We start from the raw sequence: 16,133 nt of genomic DNA on the forward strand, positions 1-16,133 counted from the left end.
GCCAGAACCTGATCGTCACCCAGGCCGACGCCGCAGGTAACGTGTCGCTGGCCGCCAGCCTGCAGGCACCCGACCTGCAGGCACCGCTGGCCGCCAGCAATCTCAGCCTCAACGGCGCAGCTACCGTGCTCAGCGGCCAGGGCGAAGCGGGCGCCAGCGTCACGGTGCGCGATGCCAGTGGTGCCATCCTGGCCACCGGCACCGTCAACCAGAGCGGCCAGTTCCAGGTCACCCTGCCTAGCGCACAAACCACCGGCAGCCCACTGCAGGTCACCCTCAGTGATGCCGCCGGCAACGTGTCCGGCCCGGCCAGCCTGGCCACGCCAGACCGCACACCGCCTGCAGCCATCGGTAACCCGGCGCTGAGCCAGGACGGCCGGCAGTTGTCCGGTAGCGGTGAAGTGGGTGCCACAGTACAGGTACGCAATGCCGCCGGTACTGTGCTCGGCACGGCCACGGTAGGCGCCGACGGGCGCTTCACGGTGACCTTCGACACCCCGCAAACCAAAGGCCAGGCCATCGGCGTCACGCAAGTGGATGCCGCCGGCAATACCTCGCCAGCGGTCAACGTGGCGACCCCGGACCTGACCCCGCCAGCAGCGCTGACCAATGTGGCGCTGAACAATAACGGCCTGACCCTGACCGGCCTCGGCGAAGCTGGCGCCACGGTGAGCGTGCGCGGCCCGGATGGCACCATCATCGGCACCGGCCTGGTCGCTGCCAACGGCAGCTTCACCCTGACCCTCACCAGCGCCCAGCTCAATGCCCAGCAGCTGAGCGTGACCCAGACCGACGCAGGCAACAACACTTCCAGCGCCGTGGGGGTCACCGCGCCTGACTTCACACCACCGGCCACACCGACTGCACTGGCCCTGGCGGCCACCGGCCTGCAACTGACCGGTAACGCCGAAGCCGGCAGCACCGTGACTGTTCGCGATGCCAGCGGCAACGTTCTGGGCACGGCAGTTGCCGGCAGCAACGGCACCTTCCAGGTCACCCTGAACAGCGCCCAGACCAATGGCCAGGCCTTGCAGGTCACGGCAACCGATGCTGCCGGCAATGTATCGCCGGCAGCCCCCTACGCCGCAGCCGACACCACGCCACCCGCCGCCGTGAGCAACCTTGCGGTATCTGCTGACGGCGCTACCCTGGCTGGCAACGGCGAGGCAGGCGCCACTGTCACCGTGCGGGCAGCGGACGGGACTGCGCTGGGCACTGCCACGGTGGCTGCCGACGGGCACTTCAGCGTCAGCCTGTCGCCGGCCGCGATTAACGGCGAAAGCCTGAGCGTGGTGCAAGCGGACGCTGCGCAGAACGTATCGCCTGAGCAAAACGTCACGGCACCGGGCGTGCTCGTGCCTGATACGCCGGACAACCTGGTACTGGCGGCCGACGGCCTGTCGGTGACAGGTACCGCACCAGCTGGCACCACAGTCAACGTGTACGGCCCGAACGGCGTATTGCTGGGCACCAGCCCGGTCGCCAACGACGGTACCTTCACCGTCAATCTGGGCAGTGCGCAGGCCAACGGCGAGCTGCTGCAAGTCAGTGCCACGGGCACCGATGGGGCGGTATCGCTGCCGGCCAGCCTGCAGGCACCGGATACCACCGCGCCGCAACCACTGACCAACCTGGTGCTGTCCAACGATGGCCTGGTGCTCAGTGGCCGCGGCGAGCCTGGGGCTACCGTTACCGTCACGGGTGAAGGCGGTGTCGACCTGGGCACTGCACTGGTCGATGCCAACGGCAACTTCAGCGCCGACTTGAGCGGCGCGCAAATCAACGGCGAGCAGATCAGCGCCGTGCAATGGGACGCTGCCGGCAACGAGTCCAACAGCGTCAGCCTGATCGCACCCGATCGGGTGGCCCCGGATGCCGCCGAGAACCTGGCCTTTGCCGGGGGCGGCAGCCTGCTCAACGGTACCGGCGAGGCGGGGGCGGCAGTCAAGGTCCTGGCCAGCGACGGCAGCGTGCTGGGCACCGCGACAGTGCGCGCTGATGGCAGCTTCCAGGTCAATCTCGATTCGCCGCAAGCCAACGGCCAGCAGGTGAATGTGGTACTGACCGACGCGGCTGGGAACCAGTCGGATTCCAGCGCCGTCACTGCGCCGGATACCACGCCACCCGCCGCACCAGGCGAACTGGCCATTTCCGGTGATGGCGTCACCCTCACCGGCCGTGGCGAAGCTGGCGCGCTGGTGACTGTGACCAACCCGGCCGGCGACGAAATCGGCAGCGCCGTGGTCGATGCCAGTGGCTACTTCACCATCACCCTGAACCCGGCACTGGGCAACGCCGAACTGCTCAGCTTCACCCAGGCCGACGGCGCCGGCAACGTGTCGGCGGTGGCAACCCTGCTGACGCCGGACTTTACCCCGCCGGCAGCGCTCACCCAGGTGGGCGTCAACACCGACGGCAGCGTGGTCACCGGCCTGGGCGAGCCCGGGGCGACGGTTACCGTGAACAATGCCGCCGGTGCCCTGCTGGGCACGGGTACGGTGCTTGCCGACGGTAGCTTCCGCGTCGAACTGTCACCCCCGCAGATCAACGATGAAGTGCTGTCGGTACAGCAGGCCGATCCACCCGGCAACGTCAGCGAGCCGGTCGAAGTGCGGGCGCCAGACCTCACGCCGCCTGTGCCAGCCACCGAGCTGCAGCTGAACGCAGCGGGCGATGTGCTTACCGGCGTCGGTGAAGCGGGCGCCACCGTGCAGGTGTTCGTCGGCACGGCTCAGATTGGCACCACCACGGTCGCCGCCAACGGCACCTTTACGGTCAACCTGGACGACGCGCAGCTCAATGGCCAGGTGCTGCAGGTAACCCTGACCGATGGCACGGGCAACATCTCGCCGATCAGCACTGTGTCGGCAGCAGATATCACGCCACCGGACACCGTCGTTGCCGTCATCAACAACAGCGGCACACAGCTGGTCGGTACCGCCGAGGCCGGCACACGGGTCACCGTGATCAACAACAATGGCGACCTGCTGGGCCAGGTGACAGTCGACCCGGACGGCACCTTCGTCATCGACCTGACTACGGCGCAAATCAATGGCCAGCAGCTCACCCTGATTGCCCAGGACGCGACCGGCAACCCGTCCGCGCCACTGGTGGTGACTGCACCAGACCTGACGCCACCTGTGCAGCCGAGCGACCTGTTGCTCAACCCGGCCGGTACCTCGATAACCGGTACTGCCGAGGCAGGCAGCACCATCACCGTGCGCGGGCCGAACAACAACGTGGTCGGCGAGGTGGTGGTCGGTGATAACGGCCAGTTCACCGTGCCGATCAGCCCGGCGCAAAACAATGGCCAGCTGCTGAGCGTGGTGTCCACGGACGCAGCTGGCAACGCATCGCTGCCAGCGCCTTACCAGACAAACGACACCTCGCCACCGGCACTGGTTACCGACCTGGGCATCAACAACACCTTCAACATACTGACCGGTAAAGGTGAGGCAGGCGCAACAGTCACCGTGAGCCGCGGCGGGGCGGTGCTGGGTACGGGTGAGGTGGATGCCGCCGGCAACTTCCAGATCACCCTGGTGCCGGCGGCCGGTTCACTGGCCACGCTGGCGGTGACCCAATCCGACGGTTTCAACACCTCGGCGGTGGCCACTTACGTGACCCCGTTGATCGCTCCACCCGTGCCACCGAGCAACGTGACGCTGGGCAGCGACGGCTTGACGCTGTCAGGCAGTGCGCCCAGTGGCACCGGCATTCGCGTCTACGATGCCGCAGGTAACCTGATCGGCACCGGGGGTGCCACACTCAACGGCACCTTCGAGCTCCAGCTGAGCGCGCCTCTGCTCAATGGCCAGCACATCAGTGTTACTGCGGTGGCACTGGTAGGCGGCGAGTCGCAGCCTACCTTCGTGCAGGCCACCGACGTTACGCCGCCAGCCAACCCGGTGGTGACGGCCCTGTCCAGCAACGGCCTGGTGCTGACCGGTAGCGGTGAAGCCGGTGCCACGGTGACCGTGCGTGACGCTGCCGGCAACGTGATCGGCAGTGGTGTGGTGAATGCCGGTGGTGCGTTCAGCATCACTCTGGACAGCGCGCAGCTCAACGGCCAGGTACTGGGCGTAAGCCAAGCCGATGTGGCGGGCAACAACTCGGGCAGCACCAGCTTCACCGCCATCGATGTGCAGCCGCCAGCCGCGCCGACCAATGTGCAAATCAACGGCACCGGCACGGTGCTGACAGGCCGTGGCGAGGCAGGTGCGACGGTTACCGTTCAAGGCCCGAACGGCCAGGTTGGCACCGGTGTGGTGCAAGCAGATGGCAACTTCACCATCACCCTGACCACCGCACAGAACGACGGCCAGCTGCTGGTGGTGCGGCAGGCCGATGCCGCTGGCAACCTGTCCGGCAGCGTCAACCTGCCTGCCCCGGACACTACCCCGCCAGCTGCACCGGTTGCCGCCATCAACAACAACGGCACCTCGGTCACGGGTACTGGCCAGGTCGGCAGCACGGTCACGGTGCGCAACAGCGCCGGCACCGTGCTGGGCACGGCGACGGTGGCCAGCAATGGCACATTCGTGGTCAGCCTGACTGCAGCCCAGATCGACAACCAGGCGCTCAGCGTCACCCTCACCGACGGCGCCGGCAACGTGTCCACCGGCACCGCGCTGACCGCACCGGACCTGACCCCGCCAGCCGCTGCCGGCAACCTGCTGATCAGCGCCGACGGCGCGACCCTCACCGGTACCGGCGAGGTCGGTGCCACGGTTACCGTGCGCAGCGCCAACGGCACCGTGCTGCAGACCGCAACCGTACGCCCGGACGGCGGCTTCACCGTGACCCTGGCCCCGCCGCAGGACAACGGCCAGATCCTCTCGGTGACGGTGAGCGACCCACGCGGCAACGTGTCGGGCAACGTCAACATCACCGCGCCGGATGTGGATGCCAACGCGCCGGTCATCGCCAGCGACAACCTGGCCACCGCCACGGTCGACCTGGTACCGGTCAGCGCCACCAAGACCTACACAGACAGCTTCCTGACTGTACTGTCGGGCTTCACCAAGACCTTCACCTGGACAGTGGCGCCAGGCACCACGGTCGACCCGGTCCTGACCTTGACCACCAACAGCGTGCTGGCGCTGCTCAACAATGCTTCGTTCACCCTGCAGGTGAAAGACGCCAGCGGCGCCTGGGTGACCCTCGCCACCGGTAACACCCAGGGGCTGCTCGACCTGATCGTGCTGCCGATCGGGCTGCAGGTGGATATCGGTAAACTGCAGGCAGGCGACTACCGCCTGACCGTGGGCAGTGGCGGCATTGGCCTGGTTACCCAGGTCACCACCACGCTGGACATCACAGCCACCAGCCTGACCCAGTTCACCGGCACCGGCACTGCCACCACCGGCAACGTCATCACCGACGTGGGTACCGACGGCAGCGTCGATGCCCGTGGCCCGGACAGCGCCGCCGTGCTGCAAGTGCTGAAGGACGGCAGCTATGTCACGGCGGGTACCGCCACCACGGTCCAGGGCCTTTACGGCACCTTGGTGATCCGCGCCGACGGTAGCTACACCTACACCCCTAACGGCAGCCCGGCCAGCGTCGGCAAGGTAGATGTGTTCAGCTATCAGCTGGCGCACCCGAACGGTGTGACCGATGCCGCCAACCTGTACGTGCGCATCGACAGCCCGCAGGCCACGGAGACCTGGAGCGACACCAACTACGCTGCGCCGGCCACGGTGGTCGATGCCGTCAACGATGTCGGCTTCAGCGACCTGACGCTGGCCAACCGGGTAGACACCAGCAGCGCCACGCTCGGCGTGCTGAACCTGCCTGTAATTGGTTCGCGGCAGGCCACCTACACCGCCACGGTTGCCGCCGATACCACGGCCAACCTGCAAGTGGTGGTCAACTCCAGCAACCTGCTGAGCCTGCTCAACGGCACCACCATCGAGCTGCTCAAGCTCAACCCGGCTACCGGCCAGTACGTGCTGGTACAGACGGTCAACGGTGGCTCGCTGATCAGCCTGCTGGGTGGCGGTGCGGGGTATACCTTCCAGAACCAGGGGGCCGGCACTTACCACGTACGTGTCACGGCGGGCGGCATCGGCTTGCTCAGTTCAATCACCACCAGCCTCAACGCCACCACCACGCACCTGACCGAGTTCGTGGTCAGCGGCGCGACGGCGGCCACCGGCAACCTGCTGACGGATGACAACGTCGGCTCCGCCTTGACCGTGCTGAGCGTGCTGACGGCGGCCAACACCTTCACCATCCCGGGCTACAACGGGGTGAGCGTCGCCGGCACCTACGGCACGTTGCTGGTGCACGCCGACGGCAGCTACACCTATACCCTCAATTCGGGTCTGACCTCGGCGGCGGTCGGCCAGCACGACACCTTCACCTACGAGCTCACCCACCCCAACGGCAGCACCGATACGGCAACGCTCACCGTCAACCTGGAGAACGCCGCCGGCCTCGTCACCACCACGTCGCTGCTGTCTGAAAGCGGTGACGAAACGGTTGCGCTGGCCAGCCTGGCAGCCACCACCGATGTGATCGCCGGCACCGACGGCAACGACCACCTCGATGGCAGCCAGGGTGGCCGTATCACCCTGCAGGGTGGTGCAGGCGACGACACCCTGGTGGTGGTCGACCAGAACTTCGCCAGCGTCGAGGGTGGCAGCGGTACCGACACCCTGCTGTGGGGCGGCGGCGATGCAAGCATCGACCTGGGCAACCTGGCCGGGCGGGTGCATGACATCGAAATCATCGACCTCAACGACACAAGTTCCGTGGCGCTGACCCTTAACCTGGCAGACGTGGTGGCAATCACCGAAACCGGCACCGACACACTGATCATCAAGGGGGACGACAAAGACTCGGTTCACATGACGGACAACTGGACCCTGGTCGGGAACCAAACCGCCGACGGGATCGACTATAACCAATACACGGCCCAGGAGGATCCAAGCCACCACCTGTGGGTGCAGAACGGAATCCACGTTGTCTGAGGCCGCCGCAATCCCGCCGGGCACATGCCCGGCGGCATGGACGACCAGCAGTAAGGGAACTATGTGAAGCGAAGCAGTCCGCTGTCACCGCTGTTGCTGGGAGCCTGCGGGCTCTTGGCCCTCAATTTCCACACGGTTGCCCAGGCAGCCGATGACATCGACCCACAACTGCGCCAGATCGGGCCATCGCTGCTACGCGATGCGCCCGAAGCTGTGCCCGCACGCCCCGCCACCGGCATGGCCCCGGTCGCCAGTCGCGACCGCCTGGGGCTGAGCGAAGCCGTGCTGCAGGCAGCGCAATGGCACCCCAGCATCGCCGAAGCGATCGGCAACCTGTACAAGCAGGGCGAAGGTATCAACGTTGCCCGCGCGGGTTACTACCCGCAAATTTCCGGCGGTATCCGCACCGGTTACGACACCGGCTACGGCGGCGACCGCAACAGCCAGGCGCTGAACCTGTCGCTGAAACAGATGCTGTACGATTTTGGCAAGGTCGACAGTGCCGTCAGCGCTGCCCAGGCCGCCGCCGCCCGCGCCCAGGCCAACATTCTGCTGGTGGTGGATGACCTGGCCCGCGACACCGCCTATGCCTGGATCGAAACCCGTCGCTACGAACAACTGATGCTGATCGCCCGCGATCAGATCCGCGGCGTTGGCGACATCGCCGGCATGGCCCGCCAGCGCAGCGACATGGGCGCCAGCACCCGCTCCGATGTGGTGCAGGCCGAGTCCCGCGTGGAAAGCGCCCGCGCCACGCTGGAGGAATACCAGGCGCAGTACGAACGCTGGCGCTCGACCCTGGCAGCCCTGATGGGGCGGGTAACCCCCCCGGTGCTGGCCGAGGAATCGCCCCCCGCACTGAACCAGGCCTGCAAGCGGCCGGCGCAGGGCGATGACCGCTTGCCCGCAGTGCTGATGGCCCTGGCCCAGCGCGCCCAGGGCCAGGCCGAGCTGGCCCAGGCCAAGGCCGAGGCCTACCCGACCGTGTCGTTGCAACCACAGGTCAACCATTACCTGGACAACGACTACAACCGCGACAACTCGCGCATGGACCGCACCCAGGCGGGTATCTACCTGAACGTCGAGGTGCCCATCTACCAAGGCGGCGCCATCAGCGCCCGCAGCCGCGCCGCCGGCCATGCGCTGACCGCCGCCGACTCCGCCGAAGACGCGGCACGCCTGCAAGCCCGCCGCGGCCTGGCCGAGGCCATGGCGCAAACCTCCGGGCTGGGCCGCCGCCTGACCTCGCTGGAAGCGCGCCAGGTCAGCATTCAGGAAGCCCGCATGCTCTACGGCCGCCAGTACCTGGACCTGGGCACCCGGCCGCTGCTCGACCTGCTCAACGCCGAGGGCGAGATCTACCAGTCACGCTTCGAACTTGCCGGCACCCGCTCCGACCTGCTGCGCCTGGATGTCGACTGCCTGTACAACACCGGCGCCCTGCGCACGGCCTTTGGCCTTGAAGGGCGCAACCTGCAAGGTGTGGAGATCCAGCCATGAATGATCCGATCAATGTGACCCTGCCCGACCAGGCCAAGGCGCCAGACCAGGCCGCCGTGCACCGGCCAGACCTGGGCCCCTGGCTTGAGGTGATGCTGCAGGTGGCGCACCACTACCGCCTCGACGTCTCGCCGCAGCGTATCCGCCTCGCCGCCATCGAAGATGCCCGCCCGCTGGAAGAAATCCTTCGCCACATGGCCCGCCAGGCCGGCCTGGCGCTACGCTTTGTACGCTTCGATGCCAAGGGCCTGCGCCAATGGCGCACGCCGCTGGTGCTGGAGCTGGACGATGGCCAGCTGGCGGTGGTCGAGTCGGTGACCGAGGAGGACGACCTGGCGGTCGTCTTCGCCGGTGACCAGGGCCTGACCTCACGCCTGCCCCGCGACAGCCTGAAGGGCCGTATCAACCGCGTCGCCCTGCTGCGCCCGGCACGGCCGCTGCGTGACGTGCGCACCGACGACTACACCGCGCCGTACGACCGCCACTGGTTCGCCCGCATCGTGCTGCGCGACCTGCGCCCCTATGGCCAGGTGATGGTCGCCTCGCTGGTGGCCAACGTGCTGGCGCTGGCCGGCGTGCTGTTTTCCATGCAGGTGTACGACCGGGTGATCCCGGCCGAATCGCTGCCAACCCTGTACGTGCTGTTTGGCGGTGTAGTGCTGGCGCTGGTGTTCGACTTCAGCATGCGCCTGCTGCGCCTGAAGGTGACCGACCTGCTCGGCAAGCGCGCCGACCTGCGGGTAAGCGACCTGGTCTACGGCCATGCCTTGCGCCTGCGCAACTCGGTGCGGCCCAAATCCACCGGCTCGTTCATATCGCAGCTGCGCGAGCTGGAATCGATCCGCGACCTGATCACCTCCAGTACCGCCACGGCACTGGCCGATCTGCCGTTCTTCCTGCTGTTCCTGTTCGTGTTCTGGCTAATCGGTGGTGTGCTGGTATTCATCCCGCTAGTGGCGCTGCTGGCCATGGTGCTGCCTGGGCTGCTGGCGCAACGGCGCCTGGCGCGGCTGGCGAATGCCTCGATGCGCGAATCGGCGCTGCGCAACGCCATGCTGGTAGAAAGCATTCAAGGCCTGGACGAAATCAAGGCACTGCAGGCCGAAGCGCGTTTCGAGCGGCAGTGGAACCAGTACAACGCCGCCTGCGCCCATACCAACCTGCGCCTGCGCACCCTCACCAATGGTCTGGTGACCTGGACGCAGAACGTGCAAGGCGCGGTGTTTGCCGTGGTCATCGTGGTCGGCGCGCCCATGGTCATCGCCGGCGACCTCACCACCGGTAGCCTGGTAGCGGCGTCGATGCTGTCGTCGCGGATGATGGCGCCGCTGGCTCAGCTGACCCACGTACTGACCCGCTGGCAGCAGGCCAAGGTAGCCCTGCAAGGCCTGGACAAACTGATGCAGTCGGCAGTGGACCACCCGGAAGGCGAAGCCCGCGTGCACGTGCCGGCGCTTCGCGGCGAGTACCGCCTGCGCCAGGCCAACTTCCGCTATAGCGAAGAATCCCCACCGGTGCTGAATATCGGCCAGCTGGACATCCAGCCCGGCGAGCGCATCGCCGTGCTGGGGCGCAACGGCGCGGGCAAATCGACCCTGCTGCAGGCATTGGGCGGGGCCATGGACCTGGTGCAAGGCGAGGTCAGCCTGGACGGCATCGCCATGGCCCACCTCGACCCGGCCGACCTGCGCCGTGACGTCGGCTTGCTGGCACAGTACTCGCGGTTGTTCCACGGCACCCTGCGGGAAAACCTCACCCTCGGCGCCGGCCAGGCCAGCGACCAGGAACTGGTGGCCGCACTGGCCGCCACTGGCGCTCTGGACTTCGTCCGCCGCCTGCCCAAGGGCATGGACCACCTGATCCTCGAAGGTGGCCTGGGCTTGTCTGGCGGCCAGCGCCAGGCCCTGGTGCTGTCACGCCTGCTGGTACGCCAGCCGCAAGTGCTGCTGCTGGACGAGCCGACTGCGTCGCTGGACGACATGACCGAGCGCAAGCTGCTGGATAACCTGGAGCGTTTCTGCCAGGGCCGCACCCTGGTGATCGCCACCCACCGCCTGAGCGTGCTGCAGCGGGTAGACCGCATCATCGTGCTCGACGGCGGGCGCATCGTCATCGACGACAGCCGCGATGCGGCGCTGGCCAAACTGCAAGGAGCGCAGGCATGAGCAACCATGAACTCCCGGCCTCCTACCTGGACGGCCAGGACGACCAGGCGGTCTTCCGCGCCGGACGCATCATCACCATTTGCGCGCTGATGCTGGCGGCGTTCCTGGGCTGGGCGGCCTGGTTCGAGGTGACCGAGGTGTCCACCGGCACCGGCAAGGTGATCCCCAGTTCGCGGGAGCAGGTGATCCAGTCGTTTGAAGGCGGTATCGTCGCGCAGATGAGCGTGGCCGAGGGCGACCTGGTCGAGCGCGGGCAGATACTGGCCCAGCTCGACCCTACCAAGACCGCCTCCAGTGTGGGCGAAAGCGAAGCCAAGTACCGCGCCGCCAAGGCCAGCCAGGCCCGCCTGCAGGCCGAGGTGACGGGCAAGCCGCTGCACTTCCCCGAAAGCCTGCGCGACTCGCCAGACCTGATCGAGGCCGAAACGGCGTTGTACCAGACCCGCCGGCGCGGGCTGGAACAGACCCTGGCAGGCATTGAAGACTCGCTGCAACTGGTACGCAGCGAGCTGAAGATTACCGAGAACCTGGCGAAAATGGGCGCCTCCAGCCGGGTCGAGGTGATCCGCCTGAACCGCCAGCGTTCGGAGCTGGAACTCAAGGCCAACGAAGCACGCTCGGATTACCTGGTGCGTGCCCGGGAGGAGCTGGCGAAAGCTAGCGCCGAGGCCGACAGCCTGTCCGAAGTGGTGCGGGGGCGCAGCGACTCACTCACCCGCCTGACCTTGCGCTCGCCAGTGCGCGGCATCGTCAAGGACATCGAGGTCAATACCCTGGGCGGCGTGGTGCAGCCCGGAGGCCAGGTGATGAAGATTGTGCCGATGGACGAGCGCCTGCTGATCGAAACCCGCATCGCCCCGCGTGACATCGCCTTCATCCACCCGGACCAGGCGGCCAAGGTCAAGATCAGTGCCTATGACTACTCGGTGTATGGCGGGCTGGACGGCAAGGTGGTGGGAATTTCGCCGGATACCCTGCAGGATGAGGTGAAGCCGGAAATCTATTACTACCGGGTGTTCATCCGCACCGAGCAGGACAGCTTGCAGAACAAGGCCGGCAAGCATTTTGCGATCGTGCCAGGGATGATCGCCACGGTAGATATCCGGACCGGTGAGAAGACCATTCTCGACTACCTGATCAAACCGTTGAACCGCGCCAAGGAGGCCCTGCGGGAGCGGTAACTGGCCGGGGTCGCTTTGCGGCCCAATCGCCGGCAAGCCAGCTCCCACAGGTACAGCATCACCTCGAAGCCAGCACAGTACCTGTGGGAGCTGGCTTGCCGGCGATTAGGCCAGAACAGGCAATACACACCTAAAGCCAGGCCCGACCAGGCCGATAACCGGTTATCCCCTGTTTCCCACCGAAGGTCACCATGGCCACCCAAAATGCCCGCGCGGACTCGCTGTCCCTGCTGCTGTTCACCCTGCGCAGCGGCAAGCTGATGGCAATCAACCTGCTCAAGGTCAGCGAGATCATCCCCTGCCCGCCGCTGACCAAGCTGCCCGAATCGCACCCCAACGTGAAAGGCGTGGCGACCTTGCGCGGCCATTCGCTGTCGGTCATCGACCTGTCCCGCGCGATCGGCGAGCAACCGTTGGCCGACCCGGCTGGCGGCTGCCTGATCGTCACCGAGATCAGCCGCTCGCGCCAGGGCCTGCATGTGCAGGCGGTCAGCCGCATCGTGCATTGCCTGAGTACCGACATCAAACCGCCGCCCTTTGCCTCGGGCAACCGCTCCTTCATCACCGGGGTTACCCGGGTCGACAATGCCCTGGTGCAGGTGCTGGACATCGAAAAAGTCATCCACTCCATCGCCCCACCCGTGGCCGAACCGGCTCACGGCGCCTTGAACGAAGAAGACGCCAGCCTGCTCGCCGCCGCCAACATCCTGGTGGTGGACGACAGCCAGGTGGCGCTGCAGCAGTCGCTGCACACCCTGCGCAACCTCGGCATCGAATGCCACACCGCGCGCAGTGCCAAGGACGCCATCAACGTGTTGCTGGAACTGCAAGGCACCGCGCAGGAGATCAACATCATTGTCTCCGACATCGAGATGAGCGAAATGGACGGCTACGCGTTCACCCGCACCCTGCGAGAAACGCCTGACTTCCAGCACCTTTACGTGCTGCTGCACACCTCGCTGGACAGCGCCATGAGCAGCGAGAAAGCGACCCAGGCCGGGGCCAATGCCATCCTCACCAAGTTCTCCTCGCCAGAACTGACCGACTGTCTGGTGGTGGCGGCGCGAACCGTTGTGTTCGCCGAGCGCTGATATATTCAGAGACAAAACCCCCAGCTTGCCCCCAAGGGTGAGTCGGGCATAATTCGCGTCCCTCCGAAGAAAACTGCCGGAACCGCGTATGAAGTTTTTCAGCTCCATCCTGATTGGCTGCGCCCTGTTCAGCGGTGTCGCTCATGCCTCCAGCAGCCAGGCGTGGAACGAGCAGCGCCAGCAGATGCTCAAGGCCTGCCTGGCCGCCAGCCAGTTCAAGGACGCCCATGCCCGTGGCAAGCCCGCCGAGTTCGATGACCAGGTGGGCATGAGCGCCCTGCTGGTCGAAGGCGTCTACCCACAAAAACACATGCAGCAGCGCAGCGGCACCGAGCTGTGCCTGTACGACCGCCAGCACCAGCGGGCGTTTGTCAGTGAATGGAACCCGGAAGCCAAGTGACCGACAGCGTGCGTTTTGCCTGTACCGGCTGCGGCAAATGCTGCACCGGCCACCATGTACCGCTCACCCTCGATGAAGCGCGCCGCTGGGCCGATGCTGCGGGCCAGGTAGTGGTGCTGATCGAGGCGTTCGTGGTCGATGGCCCTGGCATGCCGCCTGAACAGCGCGAGCATGTGCTGCGCCGCTCGCACGCGGTGCCCTGCGGCACTGGCGATGCGCGGGTTTCGGTAACGTTCGCGGCCTTCAACCCGGGCCGCTGCCATAACCTCGATGACAACGACCTGTGCACGATCTACGAACAGCGCCCGCTGGTGTGCCGGATCTACCCGGTGGAAATCAACCCGCATATTCCGCTACGGCCCGATACCAAGGATTGCCCGCCTGAAGCCTGGCAGCAGGGGCCTGAGCTGATCCATGGCACGCAACTGGTGGATGCCGGGCTGCAGGCGCTGGTGCAGGCGTCGCGGCAAGCCGACCGCGACGACATTGCTGCCAAGGTGGCGGTGTGCCAGGCACTGGGCATGACCACCAGCGCGCTGAAGGGCAACGGGTTTACGGCTTACCTGCCGGATATGGGTGCGTTTGCTAACGCGCTGGCGCAGATTCCGGTAGATGACGGGGCGCAGTGGACCTTGCATGTGGAAGACGAAGCGCTGGTGGCGAGCTTGCGGGAGCAGGGTTTGCACACTACCAACGAGCCCCCGGTGTATTACGCCTTCATCGGTTTTTAGATAAACAGGCCCGGCGCTGTCGCCGGCAAGCCTGCTCCCACAGGTCCTGCACATGTCTTGAAGGTTGTGCAGAACCTGTGGGAGCTGGCTTGCCGGCGATGAGGCCCGCGAAACTGACACGGCTGTCAGCCAGCGGTCACGCTGCCGACCGGGTTCGGGGGCTATAAGATGAAGTACAGACAACCGTCCCTCTTCCCCTCTGGCCAAGGTCCCCGCACCGATGCGACGTTCGTCCCGCTCTGCTTTCCTGGCCGCCCTGGCGCTGCTCGTCCTGGTGCTAGCAGGCATCTGGTTCAGCCAGCGCCAACCGGCATCCACTGCCCGGGCGCCGACGGCCATCCCCGTGCGCGTGGTCAGTGTCGTCCAGCAGGACGTGCCGCGCTACGCCAGCGCGATCGGCTCGGTGCTGTCGCTGCACAGCGTCGAGGTGCGCCCGCAGGTTGAAGGGATATTGACCCAGGTACTGGTCAAGGAAGGCCAATGGGTAAAGGAAGGCGACCTGCTGGCCACCCTCGACGACCGCTCCATCCGCGCCAGCCTCGACCAGGCGCGTGCGCAGCTGGGCCAGAGCCAGGCACAGATCCAGGTGGCCGGGGTGGACCTCAAGCGCTACCGCCTGCTCAGCAGCGACGATGGCGTGTCGAAACAGACACTCGATCAGCAACAGGCGCTGGTCAACCAGTTGCAGGCCACGGTCAAGGGCAACCAGGCCGCCATCGCCAATGCCGAGGTGCAGTTGTCGTACACGCAAATACGTTCTCCGGTCACTGGCCGGGTAGGTATTCGCAACGTCGACCCGGGCAACCTGGTGCGTACCAGCGACACCCAGGGCCTGTTCAGCGTCACGCAGATCGACCCGATCGCCGTCGAGTTCGCCCTGCCGCAGCAGATGCTGCCGACCCTGCAGGGCCTGCTGAAGGCGCCCACCCCGGCGCTGGTGCAAGCCTATATGGACGCCGATGGTGAACGCAGCCTACTGGGCGAGGGCCATCTGGCGCTGATCGATAACCAGATTTCCGCCAACACAGGCACCGTGCGGGTCAAGGCCGAGTTCGACAACAAGGACGGCCGCCTGTGGCCGGGCCAGCTGGTCACCATTCGCCTGCGCACAGCCGTGGAAGAAAACGCCCTGGTGGTACCACCACCGGTGGTGCAACGCGGCGTCGACGGGCACTTTGTCTACCGCCTGGACGGCGACAAGGTCACCAGCGTGCCGGTCAAGGTGCTGTACCAGGACAGCGGGCTGAACATCATCGCCGGGGTCAAGGCGGGCGAGCGCCTGGTGCTCGATGGGCAGTCGCGGCTCAAGCCTGGCTCTCATGTCGAGGTGGCCCCCGATGCCCCTGTACCGTCGGAAATGGCCGACCGCCGGAGCCAGCCATGAACACGCGCAACGGTGTCTCGGCCTGGTGCATCGACCACCCCATTGCCACCCTGCTGCTGACCTTCGCCCTGGTACTGCTGGGCGCCATCGCCTTCCCGCGGCTGCCGGTGGCACCGCTGCCCGAAGCGGACTTCCCGACCATCCAGGTAACCGCCCAGCTGCCTGGGGCCAGCCCGGAAACCATGGCCTCCTCAGTGGCCACCCCGCTGGAAGTGCAGTTCAGTGCCATCCCCGGCATGACCCAGATGACCAGCAGCAGCGCGCTGGGCTCGACCACCCTGATCCTGCAGTTCACCCTGGACAAGAACATCGACACCGCCGCCCAGGAAGTGCAGGCGGCGATCAACACAGCCACCGCACGCCTGCCGCAAGACCTGCCCAACCCGCCGACCTGGCGCAAGGTCAACCCGGCCGACAGCCCGGTGCTGGTAATGACCGTCAGCTCCAACCAGATGCCCGGCAACGACCTCAGCGACTATGCCGAAACCCTGCTGGCCCGCCAGCTGAGCCAGATCGAAGGGGTTGGCCTGATCAACATCACCGGGCAACTGCGCCCGGCGATCCGGGTACAGGCCCAGCCGGAAAAACTCGCCGCCATCGGCCTGACCCTGGCCGACCTGCGCCAGGCCATCCAGCAGACCAGCCTGAATCTGGCCAAGGGCGCACTGTACGGCGAGCACAACGTGTCGACCATCGCCGCCAAC

Annotated in this window: 9 protein-coding genes; all 9 read left to right on the forward strand. The window is 66.3% G+C overall.

All coding sequences use genetic code 11. From position 1 onward, the window contains the following. The coding region (locus tag HP546_RS13780) for a BapA/Bap/LapF family large adhesin (protein WP_218584519.1) at positions 1-6,977 on the forward strand (6,977 nt) is incomplete at its 5' end. 63 nt (positions 6,978-7,040) lie between these two features. Next, positions 7,041-8,477 (forward strand): TolC family outer membrane protein, encoded by a 1,437-nt coding sequence (locus HP546_RS13785; RefSeq protein WP_172225950.1) that lies wholly within the window; start codon positions 7,041-7,043, stop codon positions 8,475-8,477. Then, complete coding sequence (locus HP546_RS13790) at positions 8,474-10,642, forward strand: type I secretion system permease/ATPase (protein ID WP_172225953.1); 2,169 nt, start codon at positions 8,474-8,476, stop codon at positions 10,640-10,642. Before HP546_RS13785 ends, HP546_RS13790 begins: the two co-directional genes overlap by 4 nt. Beyond that, positions 10,639-11,823, forward strand: a complete 1,185-nt coding sequence (locus HP546_RS13795; RefSeq protein WP_172225956.1) for an HlyD family type I secretion periplasmic adaptor subunit — start codon at positions 10,639-10,641, stop codon at positions 11,821-11,823. The genes HP546_RS13790 and HP546_RS13795 overlap by 4 nt, the downstream gene beginning before the upstream one ends. 191 nt (positions 11,824-12,014) lie before the next feature. Then, positions 12,015-12,914 carry a chemotaxis protein gene (locus tag HP546_RS13800; protein ID WP_172225959.1) on the forward strand — a complete coding sequence of 300 codons (900 nt, stop codon included), beginning with the start codon at positions 12,015-12,017 and terminating at the stop codon, positions 12,912-12,914. Between the two features lie 88 nt (positions 12,915-13,002). Beyond that, the gene (locus tag HP546_RS13805) at positions 13,003-13,314 is read left to right on the forward strand and encodes a hypothetical protein (RefSeq protein ID WP_172225962.1); all 312 of its coding nucleotides are present in this window, start codon (positions 13,003-13,005) and stop codon (positions 13,312-13,314) included. Beyond that, entirely contained in the window at positions 13,311-14,045 is a 735-nt protein-coding gene (locus HP546_RS13810) for a YkgJ family cysteine cluster protein (protein ID WP_172225965.1), read from the forward strand. The genes HP546_RS13805 and HP546_RS13810 overlap by 4 nt, the downstream gene beginning before the upstream one ends. Positions 14,046-14,265: 220 nt before the next feature. Beyond that, positions 14,266-15,429, forward strand: a complete 1,164-nt coding sequence (locus tag HP546_RS13815; protein ID WP_172225968.1) for an efflux RND transporter periplasmic adaptor subunit — start codon at positions 14,266-14,268, stop codon at positions 15,427-15,429. Beyond that, positions 15,426-16,133: efflux RND transporter permease subunit (locus HP546_RS13820; RefSeq protein ID WP_172225971.1), on the forward strand; the 708-nt coding region annotated here is incomplete at its 3' end. The genes HP546_RS13815 and HP546_RS13820, both read left to right, overlap by 4 nt.

The organism is Pseudomonas sp. CM25 (assembly GCF_013179705.1).
GTDB lineage: Bacteria > Pseudomonadota > Gammaproteobacteria > Pseudomonadales > Pseudomonadaceae > Aquipseudomonas.